Origin of the sequence: Natronococcus sp. A-GB1 (genome assembly GCF_029688845.1) — an archaeon.
In the GTDB taxonomy this organism is placed as follows: Archaea; Halobacteriota; Halobacteria; order Halobacteriales; family Natrialbaceae; genus Natronococcus.
This window is the reverse complement of record NZ_JARUKW010000001.1, coordinates 267,753-285,580: the sequence shown is the minus strand read 5'-3', so window position 1 is coordinate 285,580 and position 17,828 is coordinate 267,753. Positions and strand designations below refer to the sequence as shown.

Annotated in this window: 12 protein-coding genes and 1 pseudogene; 5 read left to right on the top strand and 8 right to left on the bottom strand. The window is 64.9% G+C overall.

Going from position 1 to position 17,828, the window contains the following annotated elements; translation table 11 throughout:
* Positions 1–40: 40 nt before the first annotated feature.
* Complete coding sequence (locus QA600_RS01450; protein ID WP_278290187.1) at positions 41–3,118, bottom strand: FAD-binding and (Fe-S)-binding domain-containing protein; 3,078 nt, start codon at positions 3,116–3,118, stop codon at positions 41–43.
* Positions 3,119–3,417: 299 nt separating this feature from the next.
* Here QA600_RS01450 and QA600_RS01445 point away from each other — a divergent pair, with 299 nt between their 5' ends.
* Both QA600_RS01445 and QA600_RS01440 read left to right on the top strand, forming a co-directional pair.
* Entirely contained in the window at positions 3,418–3,939 is a 522-nt protein-coding gene (locus QA600_RS01445) for an LUD domain-containing protein (protein ID WP_278290186.1), read from the top strand.
* Positions 3,932–6,151, top strand: coding sequence for an LUD domain-containing protein (locus QA600_RS01440; protein ID WP_278290185.1), 2,220 nt, complete (start codon positions 3,932–3,934; stop codon positions 6,149–6,151). The genes QA600_RS01445 and QA600_RS01440 overlap by 8 nt, the downstream gene beginning before the upstream one ends.
* Before the next feature lie 359 nt (positions 6,152–6,510).
* Here the strand turns inward: QA600_RS01440 and QA600_RS01435 are convergent, their stop codons facing one another.
* Positions 6,511–7,650 carry an acyl-CoA dehydrogenase family protein gene (locus QA600_RS01435; protein ID WP_278290184.1) on the bottom strand — a complete coding sequence of 380 codons (1,140 nt, stop codon included), beginning with the start codon at positions 7,648–7,650 and terminating at the stop codon, positions 6,511–6,513.
* Between the two features lie 205 nt (positions 7,651–7,855).
* Between QA600_RS01435 and QA600_RS01430 the strand changes: the two genes are divergently transcribed.
* Positions 7,856–9,019: an acyl-CoA dehydrogenase family protein gene (locus QA600_RS01430; protein ID WP_278290183.1), complete on the top strand. Its 1,164-nt coding sequence runs from the start codon at positions 7,856–7,858 to the stop codon at positions 9,017–9,019.
* Between the two features lie 64 nt (positions 9,020–9,083).
* Here QA600_RS01430 and QA600_RS01425 read toward each other — a convergent pair whose 3' ends face one another.
* Both QA600_RS01425 and rdfA read right to left on the bottom strand, forming a co-directional pair.
* Positions 9,084–11,051: an archaea-specific SMC-related protein gene (locus QA600_RS01425; RefSeq protein WP_278290182.1), complete on the bottom strand. Its 1,968-nt coding sequence runs from the start codon at positions 11,049–11,051 to the stop codon at positions 9,084–9,086.
* 72 nt (positions 11,052–11,123) lie between these two features.
* Positions 11,124–11,732, bottom strand: coding sequence for a rod-determining factor RdfA (gene rdfA / locus QA600_RS01420; RefSeq protein ID WP_278290181.1), 609 nt, complete (start codon positions 11,730–11,732; stop codon positions 11,124–11,126).
* A 440-nt stretch (positions 11,733–12,172) separates the two neighbouring features.
* Between rdfA and QA600_RS01415 the strand changes: the two genes are divergently transcribed.
* Complete coding sequence (locus tag QA600_RS01415) at positions 12,173–12,514, top strand: hypothetical protein (RefSeq protein ID WP_278290180.1); 342 nt, start codon at positions 12,173–12,175, stop codon at positions 12,512–12,514.
* A 141-nt stretch (positions 12,515–12,655) separates the two neighbouring features.
* On the opposite strand, the gene QA600_RS01410 is transcribed toward QA600_RS01415, so the two are convergent.
* Positions 12,656–13,333 (bottom strand): DUF502 domain-containing protein, encoded by a 678-nt coding sequence (locus QA600_RS01410; protein ID WP_278290179.1) that lies wholly within the window; start codon positions 13,331–13,333, stop codon positions 12,656–12,658.
* Positions 13,334–13,388: 55 nt separating this feature from the next.
* Positions 13,389–14,054 (bottom strand): peptide-methionine (S)-S-oxide reductase, encoded by a 666-nt coding sequence (locus tag QA600_RS01405; protein WP_278290178.1) that lies wholly within the window; start codon positions 14,052–14,054, stop codon positions 13,389–13,391.
* A gap of 128 nt (positions 14,055–14,182) precedes the next feature.
* On the opposite strand from QA600_RS01405, the pseudogene QA600_RS22785 reads away from it, so the two are divergent.
* A pseudogene (locus QA600_RS22785) lies at positions 14,183–14,335 on the top strand (polysaccharide deacetylase); the annotation flags it as partial.
* A 191-nt stretch (positions 14,336–14,526) separates the two neighbouring features.
* Here the strand turns inward: QA600_RS22785 and QA600_RS01400 are convergent.
* Both QA600_RS01400 and QA600_RS01395 read right to left on the bottom strand, forming a co-directional pair.
* Complete coding sequence (locus QA600_RS01400) at positions 14,527–15,729, bottom strand: carboxylate--amine ligase (protein ID WP_278290177.1); 1,203 nt, start codon at positions 15,727–15,729, stop codon at positions 14,527–14,529.
* Positions 15,722–17,620 (bottom strand): asparagine synthase-related protein, encoded by a 1,899-nt coding sequence (locus QA600_RS01395; protein ID WP_278290175.1) that lies wholly within the window; start codon positions 17,618–17,620, stop codon positions 15,722–15,724. The genes QA600_RS01400 and QA600_RS01395 overlap by 8 nt, the downstream gene beginning before the upstream one ends.
* Positions 17,621–17,828 lie beyond the last annotated feature (208 nt).

Genomic DNA, 17,828 nt, shown 5'->3' with positions numbered 1-17,828 from the left:
TCGCTACCGGGCATTTCGACTGGAAGGTTTCGAGCGGGAGCTACCGAAGCGCGGCGTCGACGAGTTGGATCGGCGTCGGGGGCTCCTCCGTGTCTCCGTCGCGGTTCTGCAGCTGGGTCCGACACGAGGCGCCAGGGGCGACAACCCGCTCCCCGGGACTCGAGTCGACCTGGTCGTAGAGGATCGAGGCGATCGCGTCGCTCATCGAGCCGTGTTCGGCCTCGTACCCGAAACTGCCAGCCATCCCGCAACAGCCCGAGTCGAGGGGGTCGACGGCGTACCCCGCCCGCCGGAGGACGCCGACGGCGTGGTGGTCCTTGGCCGTCGCCTTCTGGTGGCAGTGGCCGTGGTAGGTCAGCGACTCCTCAGGCGCGTCGAACGCGAGCCGTTCGTCGAGCCGAAACGTATCGAGGTACTCGCAGATTCCGTAGCCCGCCTCCGCCAGGGTTTGAGCCTCCTCGTCGGAGAGCAGGTCGAGGTAGTCCGACTGGAGCATCACCGCATCGGAGGGTTCGATCACGACCACGTCCCACCCCTCCTCGACCAGCGGGGCGAGCGCCCGGACGTTCTCGCGGGCGGTCTCGCCGGCCTGCTCGAGAAAGCCCTTCGAGAACGCGGGTCGGCCCGTGTCGTCCAGGTCGTCGGGCACCCTGACGGGGACGCCCGCGGCCTCGAGGACGCGCACGGCAGCCTTCCCCGCCTCGGGGTGGCTGTAGTTGGTGTAGGTGTCGGGGTAGACGATCGCCTTCCGATCGGCGCCGCGCTCGGGAACGCGCGAGCCACCTCGCTCCTCGAACCAGTCCCGAAACGTCATCGGTTGGAACGACGGCAGCGGTCGGCTCGAGTCGATCCCGACGGTCGCCTCGAGCAGCTTGCGGGCGCCGGGGAGCTTCGGGGCAGCGCTCGAGAGCAGCGGGAACTTCGACCCCCACTTCGAGAGGGTCGAAACGTTCGCAAAGAGCCGATCCCGCAGCGACGAGCCGTTTCGTTCGTGGTACTCGTGGGTGACCTCGGCTTTGAGCTTCGCCATGTCGACCTCGCTCGGACAGTCGATCGCACAGCCCTTGCAGCCGATACAGAGGTCCATCACCTCCTCGACGAACTCGTCGGAAAAGGCCTCGCCGGGCTCGAGGTCACCGCTCATCGCCTGCCGGAGCGCGTTCGCCCGCCCGCGGGTGCTCGTAATCTCCTCCTCGCTCGCCCGGAACGTCGGACACATCACGCCGCCCGTCGTCGACTGCTCGCCCCGACAGCCGCCACAGCCGTGACAGAGCTCGACCATCCCCTGAAAGCCGTTGTCGTTGTCCCACTCGAGGGTGGGCTCGAAGCCGGGTTCGAACTCGTAGTCGGGGCCGAAGCGGTGGTGCTCGGTCACCTCGGTGGGATCGTCGTCGCGGAAGACGACCTGGCCGGGATTGAGCAGCCAGTCGGGGTCGAACGCCGTCTTCAGCTCCTGGAAGGTCTCCCAGAGCTCCTCACCGTACAGCTTGCGGTTCCACTGGGTGCGCGCGCGGCCGTCGCCGTGCTCGCCCGAGACCGAGCCGTCGTACTCGACGACCAGATCGGTGACGGCATCGGCGATCGATCCCATCTCCTCGAGGCCCGCCTCGGTCTTCGTGTCGATCAGGGGTCGGATATGCAAAACGCCGGGTCCCGCGTGGGCGTAGAAGCTGGCGTAGGTGTCGTGATCCTCCAGCACCGCCTGGAAGTCCGCGACGAACGCCGGGAGGTTCTCGGGCGGGATGGCGGTGTCCTCAAGGAAGGCAATGTGCTTCTCGTCGGTCGTCCGCGAGAGCAGGATCGGGAGCCCGGACTTTCGCAGCTTCCAGATCTGGCTTCGGCTCTCGGCGTCGTGGGCCTCGATCGCGTCGAACGCGTGGACCGCCTCGTCGGTGACGATACGTTCCTCGGGGGGGTCGACCTCGCCGACGGGATCGACCGACGGACAGCGGTCGGCCAGCAGGTTCGCGACTCGTCGCTTTCCGTCGGCGGCGTCCTCGGCGTAGAACTCGACAATGAGGACCGCTCCCGTTCCCTCCGGCAGCATCTCCGTGACGGGCGCGAACTCGGCTGTCCCCCGTGCGAGGTCGATCAGCACGTCGTCGATGACCTCGACCGCGGCCGCGTCGTGGTCGACGATCGCCGCCACGTCGTCCATCGCGTCGAGGACAGTGTCGTAGGCGAGCAGCGTCATGCTCTTCTCGGCGGGGATCGGCTCGAGCGAGACGGTCGCCTCGGTGACGATCGCGAGGGTTCCCTCGCTGCCACAGAGGAGCTTCGCGAGGTTGATCGTTCCGCCCTCGGAGTCGGGCTCCCCCACCCCGCGCTCGGCTCCGCGGGCGTCCTCGACCAACCAGTCCAGGTTATAGCCGGAGACGTTGCGCTTGAGGTCGGGGTACGCTTCCTCGATCAGGTCGCCTCGCTCCTCGAGAACGCGAGCCACCTCGGCGTAGATCGCTGACTCGAGATCGTCGCCGTCGGCGAGCTCGGGCAGCTCCTCTACGGCGACCTCGCCGAACCGCGTGCGGCTGCCGTCGGCGAGGACGACCTCTACTTCCTCGACGTAGGCGTCGGTCTTGCCGTACTGCAGCGAGTGGGCGCCCGTCGAGTTGTTGCCGATCGCGCCCCCGAGGGCGCTCTTGTCCCCCCAGGCCGGGTCGGGGGCGAACTTCAGCCCGTGGGGCTCGAGGGTCTCGTTGAGCGTCTCGAGGTAGATTCCGGGCTGGGCGGTCGCCCGACGGGCGTCGGGGTCGACGTCGACGACGCCGTCCATGGACAGCGTAAAGTCGAGTACGACCGCCTCGTTGACCGTCTGGCCGGCGAGGCTCGTTCCGCCGCCCCGCGGCAGTACCGGGATCCCCCGTTCGGCACAGTACTCGACGGTCGCGGAGACATCGTCGGCCGAGCGCGGGAAGACGACCGCGACGGGCGTCACCTCGTAGATGCTCGCGTCGGTTGCGTACAGCTCTCGCGAGTACGAGTCCGCGCGCACGTCGCCGTCGATCAGCCCGCCGATGTCCTCGACCAGCGCCGGCCGATCGACGTCGTCACTCCGGTAGTCGTAGTCGGCTCTGGGATCGTCGGCCGGATCCGACCGGGAGGGTGGCGTCGTCGTCATAGGGGTGGTCGGCGTTCGTCCGCGGTGAAAGTTCCTGTCGCGATACTTGAACGACCGCCGAGAACCGAAGGGGGACGGTCACCGCCGCGCTCGAGGGAGAATCGAACGGCCATTATCCGACCATGAGTGGACCCCACATATAGTTGCTGGGCTAGAGGAGGGTTTTCGTCACGGCCCCTCGCGGCCGACCCGCGAACCGACCCCTCGACGGCACCGGGGAGTCGCTCCCGGTGGTGAGACAGCCACTCGAGGGAACGGGTTGCACAACAGTAATGTGGATCGGGTCGCAGGGTCGAGATATGAGTACCGAATCAGGGTCGCTTCGACGGCGGTTCCAGGACTCGCTTGCCGACCTCGAGGTCAGCGTGAGCCGGACCGAACCAGCTTCGTTCGAGGCGACGCTCGAGGACGTCGTCGACGACCCCGTCGTGGGTACCCCCCTCCCGTTCGACGGCGTCTCGCTGCCGGCGTGGGTCGACGAAGAACCGTCGCCGCGGACGCTCGAGGCGGCGACGACGGGCGTCACCGCCGCCTCGTTCGGGATCGCCGACTACGGCAGCGTCGTCCTGCCGTCGACCGAGGACGGCGCCGAGCAGGTGAGCCTCTTTCCGGACCTCCACGTCGCCGTCCTCCGGGAGGCGGATCTGGTCCCCGACATGCCGACGGCGATCGACCGCCTCGGACCGGCACTTCGGGACGGCGACAGCGCGATCCTCGCGACGGGTCCGAGCGCGACCGCCGACATGGGGTCGCTCGTGAAAGGCGCCCACGGGCCGAAGGCGGTCCACGTCGTCCTGCTCGAGGAGGGCGGCGATGAGTAAGCCCGACGACCGACGGGCGAAGGCAGCCCGGATCCGCCACCTCCTCGAGACCGAGGGCGACGCCGTCGAGGCCAACACCGCCGGCTTCAACCGGGGGCGGTACGAGGCCGTCGCCGACCTCGAGTCCTACGAGGAGCTAAAGGGTGAGGCCCGCGGCATCAAGGAGGACGCGATCGAGCGCCTACCGGAGCTGCTCGAGCAAGTGACTCAAACCGTCGAGGCAAACGGCGGGACGGTCTACCTCGCCGACGACGCCGCAGACGCCAACCGCTACATCCGGGAGATCGCCGCCGAGAAGGAGGCCGACCGGGTCGTCAAGTCGAAATCGATGACCAGCGAAGAGCTCGAGGTCAACGACGCACTCGAGGGCGACGGCGTCGACGTCGTCGAGACCGACCTCGGCGAGTGGGTGTTACAGGTCGCCGACGAGTCCCCTTCCCACATCGTCGCGCCGGCGATCCACCGCTCACGCGCCGAGATCGCCCGGCTGTTCAACGACCGCTTCGACCTCGAGGAACCGCTCGAGACCGCCGAGGAGCTGACGATGTTCGCCCGCGAGCGACTCGGCGAGCAGATCCGCGAGGCCGACGTCGGGATGACGGGTGCGAACTTCATCACGGCCGACTCGGGGACGATCATGCTCGTCACCAGCGAGGGAAACGCCCGTAAGACGGCCGTCGTGCCCGACACTCACGTTGCAGTCGCGGGTATCGAGAAGGTCGTCCCCTCGGTCGAAGACCTCTCGCCGTTTATCGAGCTGATCGGGCGGTCGGGCACCGGACAGGACATCACCTCCTACATCTCCCTGCTGACGCCACCGGTCGAGTCGCCGACCGTCGATATCGACGAGCCCGACGTCGCCTTTGCCGAGCGAGAGGACGACCGCGACTTTCACCTCGTGTTGATCGACAACGGCCGCACGGCGATGCGCGAGGACGACCAGCTCCGCGAGACGCTGTACTGCATCCGGTGTTCCGCGTGTGCGAACTCCTGTGCGAACTTCCAGTCGGTCGGCGGCCACGCCTTCGGCGGGGAGACCTACTCGGGCGGGATCGCGACGGGCTGGGAAGCCGGCGTCCACGGCGCCGACAGCGTCGCCGAGTTCAACGACCTCTGTACGGGCTGTTCGCGCTGCGTCAACGCCTGTCCGGTCGAGATCGACATCCCCTGGATCAACACAGTGGTTCGCGACCGGCTCAACCACGGGGTCGATCCGGACCGCTTCGAGTTCCTCTACGACGAGCTCGTCCCCGACGAGGAGCCAAGCGGGCTCGACCTCCAGAAGCGCCTCTTCGGCAACTACGAGACCCTCGCGAAGCTCGGCAGCGCGACCGCGCCCCTGGCGAATCGAGTAGCCGAACTCGGGCCGGTTCGGTCGCTGCTCGAGCGATCCGTCGGCGTCGACAGCCGGCGCCCGCTGCCGGCGTTCGAGCGCGAGACGCTCCGTGAGTGGTACGACGAGCGGGGCCCTCGAGTCGCGGCGAGCGAAGCCGACCGCGAGGTCGTCCTTTACCCCGACACGTACACGAACTACGTCGACGTCGACCGCGGGAAGGCCGCGGTTCGGGTACTCGAGGCGCTCGACGTCCACGTCACGGTGCCCAACGTGGGCGAGAGCGGGCGCGCACCGCTCTCTCAGGGGATGATCGCGACCGCCGACGAGCAGGCCAGCGAGGTGTACGCGGCGCTGGCCGAACACCTCGACGCGGGCCGAGACGTCGTCGTCATCGAACCCTCGGATCTGGCAATGTTCCACCGGGAGTACGAGAAGCTGCTGCCCGAGCGCTCGTTCGAACGGCTCCGAGACGGGAGCTACGAGGTCCTCGAGTACGTCTACGGCTGTCTCGAAAACGGCGCCGACCCCGCTGCCCTTCGCGCGCCCGAGAAGCCGATCGCCTACCACAGCCACTGCCAGCAGCGAACGCTGGGACTCGAGGCGTACACGACGGCCGTCCTCGAGGAGCTCGACGCCGACGTCTTCGAGAGCGACGTCGAGTGTTGCGGAATGGCCGGCAGCTTCGGCTACAAGCAGGAGTACTACGAACTCAGCATGGACGTCGGCGACCGACTGCGCGACCAGTTCGAGAGCCCGACCGCAGCGGATCGACTGGTCCTTGCCAGCGGCACCTCCTGTGAGGATCAGCTCGACGACCTGCTCGAGCGCGAGGCGAGCCATCCCGTCGAAGCGATCGATCCAGGTGGCGGCGTCTAGACCCAACCCATCAGGGCTAGCACAATTAACTGAAATAGATAGGTTCGGTCGGTCGCCGGCGCATGGAATAAACCTATCGAGCCGCTTCTCGGGGACAGATCTCGAACCAGAAGTCGATGATCCTGCCGGTAAATGGTCCCCTACCAGGGCATATCTCTCCTCGAACGATCGTCTTCCGTAGCGTACAAAACTGTATTCGAACGAGAGAGGGACCAAACTATTTGATTTATTCATTCCGATACTATATCATTCCACTCTATACCGGAGACAACTTTCCAATCTGGACAGAACGGGCCGAATGCATTGCCGCGCGAAACAACCAGGTTTCGTCAACCGAACGCTTCCCGTCCCGGGAGCGACTACAGCAGTCGGTCGGCGATGATGTTCTTCTGGATCTCGCTCGTCCCCTCGTAGATCTTCGTAATCCGGGCGTCGCGGTAGTACCGTTCGGCCGGGTAGTCCGTGACGTAGCCAGAGCCGCCGTGGACCTGGATCGCCTCATCGGCGACGTCGACCGCGTGCTCGGAGGCGAACAGCTTCGCCATGCTCGAAAAGCGCGCGGCGACCTCCTGGTTGTCCTGCTCGACCTGGGTCGCGGCGCGGTAGGTCAGCGAGCGGGCGGCCTCGACGTTCGTGGCCATCTCGGCGAGCTTGTGCTCGATCGCCTGGAACTCCGCGATCGGCTGGTCGAACTGTTCGCGTTCCTGGGCGTACTCGAGTGCGGCGTCCAGGGCACCCTGGGCCGCTCCGACGGCCTGGGCGGCGACGCTGGTCCGTCCGGCAGCGAAGAACTCCATCAGCTGGTAGAAGCCCTCGTCGACCTCGCCGATGACGTTGTCTGCGGGGACGCGGAGGTCGTCGACGACGACCTCCGCGAGGTCGGAGGCGCGAATCCCGAGCTTGTTGTCGATCTTCTCGGTCCGGATCCCGTCGGAATCCATCTCAATGAGGAAGGCGGTAATGCCGCGGTGGCCCTCGTCGGGACTCGTCTTGGCCATCAGGACGCCGACGTCGGCGACGGTGCCGTTGGTGATCCACATCTTGTTCCCGTTCAGCACGTACTCCTCACCATCTTTCTCCGCAACCGTCTCGATCCCCGCGACGTTCGAGCCGTGTGCGGGTTCGGAGATCATCGAGCACGACGCCGTCTCGCCGTTGGTAATCTTCGGGAGCCACTCCGCTTTCATCCACTCGTCGCCGAACTCGAGGATCATGTTCGTCCCGAAGCCCGCGGAGCCGACCGCGGAGCCGATTCCGGGGTCGGCCCGCCACAGCTCCTCGGTGACGATCGTCGAGGAGAGCTTGTCCATCCCCGCGCCGTCGTACTCGAGCGGAATCCCGGGAGCGACGAGGTCGTACGTCGCCGCCTCCTTGCGGATCTTCTCGGGATACGTGCAGTTCCGGTCGTATTCCTCGGCGACCGGTTCGATCTCGTGTTCGCCGAACTCGCGGACGGCCTCGCGGATCGCGCGGTGCTCGTCGGACAGGGCGAATACCATACCCGGATGTCGGATCCTACGTACAAAATATCTCCGACTATACTAAACATCGTAAGGGCTTGTAAGATATATAAAACCGTCGTAAGATACTGTCGGTGAGGGAGGTCGCTTGAGCAGCCCCGTGGACTGGACGGACGACCCTGATCACGACGTGTGACAGAATGCGTACCACAATGCCTATTGGCTCGTTGGCGTACTATCCGGTATGCTGGATTTCGTCCAACTCGAGGCCGATCTCGACCAAGAGGAGCGCATGATCCGGGACACGGCCCGGGAGTTCGTCGAAGAACACGTCAAACCCGACATCGGCGATCACTTCGAGGCCGGAACCTTTCCCGAGGAGCTCATCCCGAAGATGGGAGAACTCGGCTTCTACGCGCCGAACCTCGAGGGGTACGGCTCGCCAAACGTCTCGGAGACCGCGTACGGACTGCTGATGCAGGAGCTCGAGGCCGGCGACTCGGGGCTGCGCTCGATGGCCTCGGTGCAGGGTGCGCTCGTGATGTATCCGATCCACGCCTACGGCAGCGAGGCCCAGAAGGAGGAGTGGCTCCCGGCGATGGGACGAGGCGAAGCGATCGGCTGTTTCGGCCTCACCGAACCCGAGCACGGCTCGAACCCCTCGGCGATGGAGACCCACGCCGAGGCTGACGCGGACGGCTACGTCCTGAACGGCTCGAAGACCTGGATCACGAACTCGCCGATCGCCGACGTCGCCGTCGTCTGGGCACGGGACCGCTCGAGCGAGAACGACCCCGTTCGCGGATTTCTCGTCGAGACCGATCGGGACGGCGTCTCGACGAACAAGCTCACCGAAAAGCTCTCCCTGCGAGCATCGATCACGGGCGAGATCGGGCTCAACGACGTTCGGGTTCCCGAGGAGAACGTCCTGCCCGGCGTCTCGGGGATGAAGGGGCCGCTGTCGTGTCTCACGCAGGCTCGGTTCGGGATCGCCTGGGGTGCGGTCGGGGCCGCCCGCGATTGTTTCGAGGAAGCCCGCGCATACGCTACCGAGCGCGAGCAGTTCGGCGGGCCGATCGGTCGCTTCCAGCTCCAACAGGAGAAGCTCGCCGAGATGGCGACCCAGATTACGCTCGCTCAGCTGCTGGCCTACCGCCTGGCGGAGCTCAAGGAACGCGGCGAGATGCAACCGCAGCACGTCTCGATGGCGAAGCGAAACAACGTCCGAACCGCCCGGGACCAGTCGCGAGTCGCCCGCGAGATGCTCGGCGGGAACGGGATCACGACCGACTACTCGCCGATGCGCCACATGGCGAACATGGAGACGGTCTACACCTACGAGGGGACCCACGACATCCACACGCTCGTCCTCGGCGAGGAGCTGACGGGCTTTCAGGCGTTCACGTAGCAGTGGCGATTCGCGACGACTGATCCGCCTATCGCCGAAAAGGGCGTCCGATCGAGCCGAACCGCTAGATCTCGGAGACGACGTCGTGGCTCTGGGCCAGCTGTTCGGCGTCCTCGTCGAGCAGCGCCACGACGAGGTACGGCGCGTACGATTCGAAGTACTCGACCAGCGCCGTGATCCGCTCTGCATCGATCGCCTCGAGGGAGTCGAGCAGCATGAACGGCACCGTCTCGTAGACGTCGTGGACGAGGTACCCTGCCAGTGCGAACACCAGTCCCGTCACCTCGCGTTCGCTCTCGCTTAGGTGTTCGATCGCGTCCTCGTAGGCTGCACCCTCCTCGGTGCTGCGGACGATCTTGAGGTCGAAGGAGGACCGCGAGACCTTCCGACGGCCCTCGCGGACCTCCCGCGTGGTGCGATCGATCCAGATCCGATCGAGGTTGCTGTAGCCCAGCGTCTCGAGCAGGTTCTCCATGTGCTCGTTAAACGCCTCGACAGCGTCCTCCTCGATGCGGTCGATTCGGGTTCGCAGGTCCGTCAGCTCCTCGGTCGTCTCCTCGCGGCGGCTCTCGAGACCCTCGCGGTCGCCGAGTCGGTCCTCGACGTCGGCGATCTCGTCTTCGATCTCGTCGCGCTCGCGCTCCTTGCGCTCGAGTTCGAACTCGAGCTGGTTGACCTCGCGATGCTGTTCGAGGATGTCCTCGGAGCCGTCGCTCTCGAGGTCGTCGATCTCGCTTTCGAGGTCGTCGATCTCCTCGGTGAGCGACTCCCGCTCGTCGGTGAGGTCGTCGATCCGGTCGCGCCGGCGCTCGATCTCGTCGTCGATCGAGTCGAGTCGTCGATCCGCTCGGTTGTACTCCGTTCGGTTCTCGTTTATTTCGGTGAGCGTCGCCCGCTTCTCGTCGAGCTCGTCGTCGATCCCCGAGCGCTCCTCGAGTCGGTCCTGGTGGACCCCGCGAAGCTGCTCGAGCGTGCTCTCGATCTGTTCGGTGGCGACCGACGAACCGCAGGTCCAGCAGGTGACCGTCTCGGAGTCGCTGTCGGCCAGCAGCTGGTCGGTAACGGCGCCGCCGTCGTGTTCGTGGCCATCGTCGTCGAGGAACTCTCCAGCCTCCTCGAGCAGCCGTTCGTTGAACTGCACGGTCCGCTGGAGCTGCGAGATCTCCTCGTTGAGATCGTCCTTCTGGGACTGTAGCGAGTCGATCTCGGCCTCCAGGCGGCCGACGTCCGTTTCCTCGCCCGTCGAGAGCTCCTCCAGCTGCGCTTCGACCTCCTCGCGTTCGTCCTCGAGGGCTGCGATGCTCTCGCGTTCGGTGTCGATCCGGTCGCGGGTGCGCTCGAGGTCGGATCGGGTCCCGCGAAGTTCGTCCAGCTTCGTCTCGAGCTCGGAGCGCTCCTCACGGCGGGTCTCGACGTCGACGTTCGTCGCCTCGAGCTGTGCTTCCGCTTCCTCGAGCTCCTCCCGGAGCGACTCGATCTCGTCGCTCACCCGCGTTCGCTTGGCCTCGAGATCGGGAAGCCGATCCTCGAGTTCGTCGAGTTCGTCGAGTTCGTCATCGATACGCTGCTTTCGCTGTTCGAGCTGCTGGATCTCGGCCTTGATTGCGTCGGTGTCGACCGGACGCATGATCAGATCCCGAAGCTCGTCGCCCCGAGCGACGGCCCGACGCGCTTCGTTGGACTCGAGCAAGAACGCGAACAGATCTGCAACCTCCGGATCCTCGAGGTAGGGATCGCCCTCCGTGACGACAGTCCCGTTCTGACGGTGGAGCGTCCGGCGGTACGTCTCGTCGCCGAACTCAAGGACGGCCTCACCCACCTTCGCGTCGGCCTTGAGACTCGCTCGGTCGCTTCCGAGTGCGGCCATGATGCCCTGGAGCAGCGACGTTCTGTTCGTCGCGTTTCGTCCCGAGAGGACGGTGATCCCCTGCTGGAACGAGACGGTCGTCTCCTCGATGCCGCCGATGTTGCTCACCGAGAGCGTCGTCTGGTCTGGAGTCTCCCGATTCGATACGTTCTGGCTCGTCTTCATACAGCCCGGTAACGCGGCCGGGCAAATAGGTATTGTCCATTCAGCTTCCACCAGGGCCGGATTCAGCTCTCGTTAGGCCGAACAGTCGCAGGCTCGCTCGTCGAGGAGTTCGCGCACCGTATACTGCTGCTGGCACTCCTCGCAGGTCACCGTCACGGAGACGAGCACGTCGAACTTACCGATGTCGACGACGTCGTTGCGTCGCAGTTGGGCGATCGTATCGCCCGTGACCGCCTCGGTCCGGTTCTGAAGCGCACCCAGTTTCTCCTCGGCTCGTTCGAGCCGTTCCTCGTCGCTCGGGGTCGCGAGTTCGGCCTCGAGACACTTGGTGAGGTGGTTGTAGACGGTCTGGTGGGAGACGAAGTTCGATTCGACGTCGTCGACTGGGACGCCGTCGCGCTCGAGTTCGTTGCGCGTCTGGACTCGAGTCCCGCTCGTCACGTCGTCGGCGCTGAGCAGCCGATAGGTGTTCTCGATCTCCCCTTCCTTGTACGAGACGCCGGCCGTCTCGAAGGCCGCCTCGAGGATCCGCTGGTTGACGATCGTCGCCAGCTCTCGCGTGCTGTACTGTTCGTCGCCCGTCCCGGTCCAGTACGAGACCAGATCCTCGTCGAGTCCCGAGAGCGAGTACGTCTCGGCGACTCGGCCGAGCTTGCAACACGTCGCGTCACGGTCAGCCATTAGTACGGCGAACGGCGTACCAAGCAAAAAGGGTTCCGAGACCGCGGTGCGTTTACACAGGTATGTCCGTAATACGGACTGGAAGCTCAGCGACAAGTACCAGATATATATATAATACTAGCTTTCTATATCTATCGACACAAGATCGAACGATACAGCAACGATCCGATCTTCAGATTCGAAATATTCTATGAGAGTTACTCTAATTATTATACCTCTATTGACCCAAGTATCGTCCTTAGGCTCCAGAATGGCTTGTGGCCGATTCATCACCGAAGTGCCCTATTTAGACACCTCGTACTCGAATCCGGCTTTGCATATTTGTTTGTATCCGTAGTATTCTACCTATACATATGAAATCTTATTAGTCTCGGTGCTCGTGATCGAACTGTCCCTTCCGGTTCCACGAATTTATATATCAAACCGAGGCCAACCGAGGTATGACAGATCGAACGAAACTGTCGCGACGAACTGTCCTTCGAACTGCAGGCGCATTCGGAATCGCATCGGTCGCCGGATCGAGTGCGGCCGCTGCGCGATCGGAATCGGCCTCGAGCGAGGGCGTCGACCAGTACATCGGCGTCGTCGATCGGATCGTCGATGGCCGACACGTCGTGATCCTACTCGAGGAGGACAACCGGGTGGTCGACCAGCTCGTCGTCGACGTCGACGAGTTCGCCGAGATCGACGAACGGGACGTTTTACTCGTCGTCGTCGAAGAGAGAGCGCTCCGTAGCTACCAGCACCTTCCGGAAAAACCCGAGAGCACCGGTCAGCCCTGACGCTCTCGGGAGCGGCGTCGTGGATTCACGACGGACCAGCTCGGCAACGAGGCGATTCTCGATCGAAACGATGTCGACCAGCGAGGACACGGGCAGCGACGACAACAGTTCGCGCTCACGCGTCAGTTGGCCGCCCGAACGTCACGACTTCGGGCCACGGTTCGAAGGGGACTGCTCACCGGAGCGTCCGTGGCCCGTTTCGTCGTCACCGCCGAAGCCGGCGCTGATGATCCGCGTCAGCGCGGATTCGGTGGTCTCGTCGAGCTCCGTGATATCGTCGGGGTCGGCCTCGAGTACGAAGCCCGTGGAGATGTTCGGCGCCGTCGGCAGGAACAACAGTATCTGGTCGTCGTCCGTCTGGTGGCCGGTTTTGAACGCCGTCATTCGGACCCCGTGCCAGATCTCGAGTTTGACCGGTCCCTGGACGGAGTCGGAGCCGACCGTTACCTCGGTCGTCGTCTTCGAGGCGTTGTAGACGAGCCGCAACCCCGGGACGCGGTTCGCGGCGCGGTCGAGCCAGGCCTCGAACAGCTCTCCTGCCGTCGTCCGCGCGAGGTGGCCGAGCAGGTACATCAACGCGACGACGATCGAGAGGACGGTAACGACGCGCAACAATCCTGCGGCGACCTCGCGCGCTCGGTCGCCGACGCCGGGGAGGACTGGCTCGAGAGCGGCGCCGTCGAGCAGCATCGTCGGAACGAACGTCGAGACGAACAGGTAGAGCACGTAGACGAGAAACGCCGTGATCATGATCGGAACGATGACGATGAGTCCGCGCCCGAAGTCCCGCTTCCACGTGCTCAGGTCGGTTCGTTCCACACTCACGGGTAACCGCCTCGTCCTATGAATAGGTTTAGATCGCGACCGGTGAGGATCAAACCACCCGCCGGAGTTCCGCGAGCAGGGACGCCGGCAGATCCAGCCCCGCAAGCAGCGTCTCACGCTGGCTTCGGTTACCGTATCCGGCGACGAATCCGTTCAGTCGCGCGACGACCGTCGAGTCGACAAACGAGTCGCCGTACAGCGTCTCGAGTTCGTCCCCGACCGTCGGTCTCGAGCGGAGTTCGTACTTCTGGTGGGACGGCTCGGCCGAGTAGAACGCCGAGAGTCGTTCGATATCGGTCGCCGGCGACCGTCCGGTTCGGTCCGCGATCGCGGCCCGCTCCCGACTCGCGGTTTCGTACTGGTCGTCGTCGTGAGCGAGAACGACGCTGCGGTACTGTCGCTTCGGCGCGCTCGAGTGCCAGTCGTGGTTCGCCCAGAACGTCTCGAGGAGGTCCTCGTAGGACAGCAACTCGGGGTCGTAGACGACCCGGACGACCTCAGTGTGATCACCCAGCGCGAAGTACGTCGGATCGGGCTCGGTCCCGCCCGCGTACCCGACACGCGTTCGGGCGACCCCCTCGAGCGCGCCGAAGCGAGCCTCGGGACCCCAGAAACAGCCCATCCCGAACGTCGCCGTCTCGGTTCCGTTTGGGAGTTCCAGTGAGGCGTCCTCGAGCAGTGCCGGCTCGCCGGCCGCGGACTCCGTCGGTTCCATACCGACTCTTCGGGCCGATGCTGATGGGGATGTCGCCGTCTATCGAACGGCTCTGTGCCGTCGACACGCGCAGCCCCTAGTTTCTTGCTCCTCGTCGGTGGCTCTCCGGACGAACGAGAGTGATTGATATGGCCATCGGTGTCGACGCGGACTGCGTCGCCGGCCGGCTCGATTCGTACGACGGCGAGGACTCCCTTACCGACCTCTCTCGAGGCCTGTCGACAGGGAACGATGGAGGTCCCCGAACGCCCGCGCTGTTCGACGAACAGGACGTCGAGACGCTGGTTACAGGGATTCCGAGATCATCCTGCTGTTCGAGGAGTTCGTCCAGTACGTCAAGCGCCACGAGAACGCGCAGTTCGTCACCCTCGAGACGGTCGCGGAGCGGTTCAGGGACGATCCGTCGGTGTACGAAAGCGAGGGCAACTACGTTTGATCGGCCGAACCGAAGTCGACCTGCGGACGACGACCGTCAGCCGAGTCGCCGGCCGACGGCATCCCCGATCTCGTTGCGAACCTGCCGGACGGTCGGCATCGGATCGTCGCGGTGGAGGAAGTCGAACGACCGATCCTCGACGCACGATTTGGCGATCTCGCCGGCCCGTCCCGCGAGCGATGGCCGTTCGACGAACGGCGACTCCTCGCGGGCGACGCTGACGAGGTGCTCGAGTTCTCCGTAGAGATAGTGCGTGCTGACGCCGGTCTCGTAGGTGGGATCGATCAGCTCGCTGCGACCCGTCGCTGCGAGCCAGTACCAGGCCGGGAAGTCCGCGCCCGCCTTGACCGCACAGGCCAGCGACTGCCACATCCGCGGGTTGATCTCGACGATCGAGAACTCGCCGGTCTCGGCGTCCTCGATGTACTCGATGCAGGCCAGCCCGTGCCACTCGAGCTCGTCAAGGATCGCGCGCCCGGCCTCCTCGAGTTCGGGGATATGGACCGACTCCCGATAGACGCCGCCGCTGCCGGTGTAGGAGTCACCCCGGAGCTGACGGTGCTGGAAGGTGCCAAGCGCCTCGCCGTGTTCGTACATCGCGCCGAAGACGTACTCGTCGGCGCCCTCGACGTACTCCTGGACGATCGGCTCGTGACCCATCTTCTCGATCAGCGCGTCCGTATCGGGCGTCTCGCCGGGTGCGATGTGTTCGACGGATTTGGCGATCTTCGAGTCCTCGAGTTCGAACTCCTCGAGGTAGGCGTCGGTGAGCAGGTTGTAGCGGGACTTGACGATCCGGTTGTCGCTCCAGTCCTGGACCTCGGAGAGCAGTTGCGTCTCCGGGATCGCCACGCCCGCGTCGGTCGCGATCTCGGCGAGGCGCTTGCGGTCGTGGACGTTCCGAAGCATCTCCATCGGCGGGACGACGAGGTCGACGTGGCGGTCGAACGCCTCGTACTCCCGCGAGAGGATGTAGGTGTCGTGCGGGCGGTGGGGGATGATCGTCCGAACGTCGGGACGGGCGGCCAGTCCGAGCAGCGCATCCCGGTAGGCCGGGAGGTCACTCGGCGGCGGCACGAGCGCAGCCTCGTCGCAGTAGCGCGAGGCGGTGACGCTGAGATTCAGATCGTCGACCGCGGCGATCGTGTACACGCCTTTCGACCCCAGCGAGCGGACCGAGGTGTAGCCGTGTGGATACCGGGATGCGGGGATGACGACCGCGTCGCGTTCGTCACTCAACGTCGATCACCCTCGATTGACGGTACCGCGAGGCGTTCGGCTTCGCTCGGTTCGGGTCGGTCGTCTCGGAGTCGGTGAGGTGGGCGGTTACTGGCATGGTCAGGACGGTCAACAGCGTGTACAGCTCTCCGACGCGGTCCTCGTCGTGGCAGTGCGTGTGGTACAGTCTGCGGATCGCATCCGCGTTCGGACCGGGGAACGCGTCGGCCAGGTGACCGCGCTGCTCGAGGACCTCGCCTGTGAAATCGAACGACAGGAGCAGTTCGGCGTCGTCCAACCACGGACCGTCGGTCAGGTACGGCTTCGGCGGCGTCCGCTTGGTCACGTGCTTTCGCCAGAACTCCAGGAAGTGTTCGCCGGCGTACTCAACCGGGAACGATCGAGAGAGCGAGACGCCGGTGCTGGCGTGTGGGATTGCCGCGAGGTCGGGATCGAGCCGAGTAACGGCCTGTCCGATCAGATCCCGACGCAGCTTGTACCGGGGCGGCATCGACAGCGAGAGATCGAGCAGTCGGTTGTCGAGGAACGGCGATCGGTACGGAAGCATCCGGCGGAGATCGCTGTGGAACCGCATATCGTCGTCGTTCGAGAGCGGGTAGCAGTCGCCGTAGTAGACGACGTCCTTGAGCGATTCGTAGGTGACACCGTGGTGGACGACCTGATCGCCATCCCGGTAAATGTTCGACTCGAGGATCGTGCGGAGATCGGTCGGCATCTCGAGGTCGTCGGCTGCGGTCTCCAGCAACAGGTCGATGTACTCGTCGACGGAGTCGACCGGCCGTTCGATCGGGACCGTCATCGAGCCCAGGGGCCCGAGCGAGACGTTCGGCGATGGCACGCCGTACTCGCCGAACAGTGAGTCGCTGTACAGTCCCGATAGCACGCCGTCGACCCGACTGGTGATCTCGGTTTCGAACCCGCTGGTGTACGGCTGACTGAACCAGCCGTTGAACGAGTCGGCCCAGCGGTTCCGTTCGAGCGCACCGATTCGGTAGTCGGCCCCGCGCTCGAGCAGTCGGAACTCGGCGCCGGCCTCGAGGGCCACCCGCTCGGCGATGCGCGCCTCGCGGTTCATCCAGTCGTTCATGTGGAACGCGGTGGCGTTGTCGAGGGCGGCGAGGACGAGCCGGGAGTCACTGCCCCCCGACAGTAACACGCCGTACTCGCAGTCGTCGTGTGTCCACTCGTCGACGACGGTCCGGAACCGGTCGGTGAACTCCTCGACGAACCACTCGAAGGACTCGTCACGTGGTCGGTACCGGGGTCGCCAGTACTGGTCGGCCCGAACCGATCCGTTCTCGAGTCCGATCGACGTGATCGCTCCGGGCTCGAGCTTTTCGACGCCCTCGAGCGGCGTCTTGACACCGAACGTGCGTCGAAACGCGAGATACTCGTGGAGGTATGCCGGATGGAACGCGGTGTCGACGTCGGGGTGGAACGGAATCAGTTGGACGTTCGTCGAGAAGACGATCCTGTCGTCGTCGGTTCGCGTCCAGTAGACCGGAACCGTCCCGAATCGATCCGTACAGAGAGTAAAGTGGCGGTTCTCACGATCGTAGAGCAACAGCGTGTAGTTCCCGTTGAGTCCCTCAAGGAACTCGAGTCCCGTTCGTTCGTACAGAGACAGACAGTACTGTGCGGGGTCGATGTCGGCGGGTCGGGGCTCGTAGCCACCGGATCGACCCACGCCGCCGGCTTCGTAGCCGTAGACGTCACCGAGCAGCCAACAGCGAACGGACTCGTTCCCGGCACCCGCAGACTGACCCGACGAGTGACACTCGTTGGGGTCGGTCGCGATCGCAACGTGGTCGGTCGTGTACTGAATCGCCGGCTCGGACGGAAGCCACTCGTCGAACGCTCCGTCCGACAGCGATCCATCAGCACAGACCACACCGTTCGTACACCTCACGAAATGTCACCTCAGCTCCGGATCGGCGACACCGGTTCGGCCGATCGGTAGCAGTCGGTGTTTACGGACTGGCAACATCACAGTCAGGGAAAATCTATTCTGGCTGTTTATTATAGCGTCGGTAAAGATCACTCGGCGGGAATCGGGATGGCCGAAGATCGATGACACCCACGGTCGCGGACGGATTCGG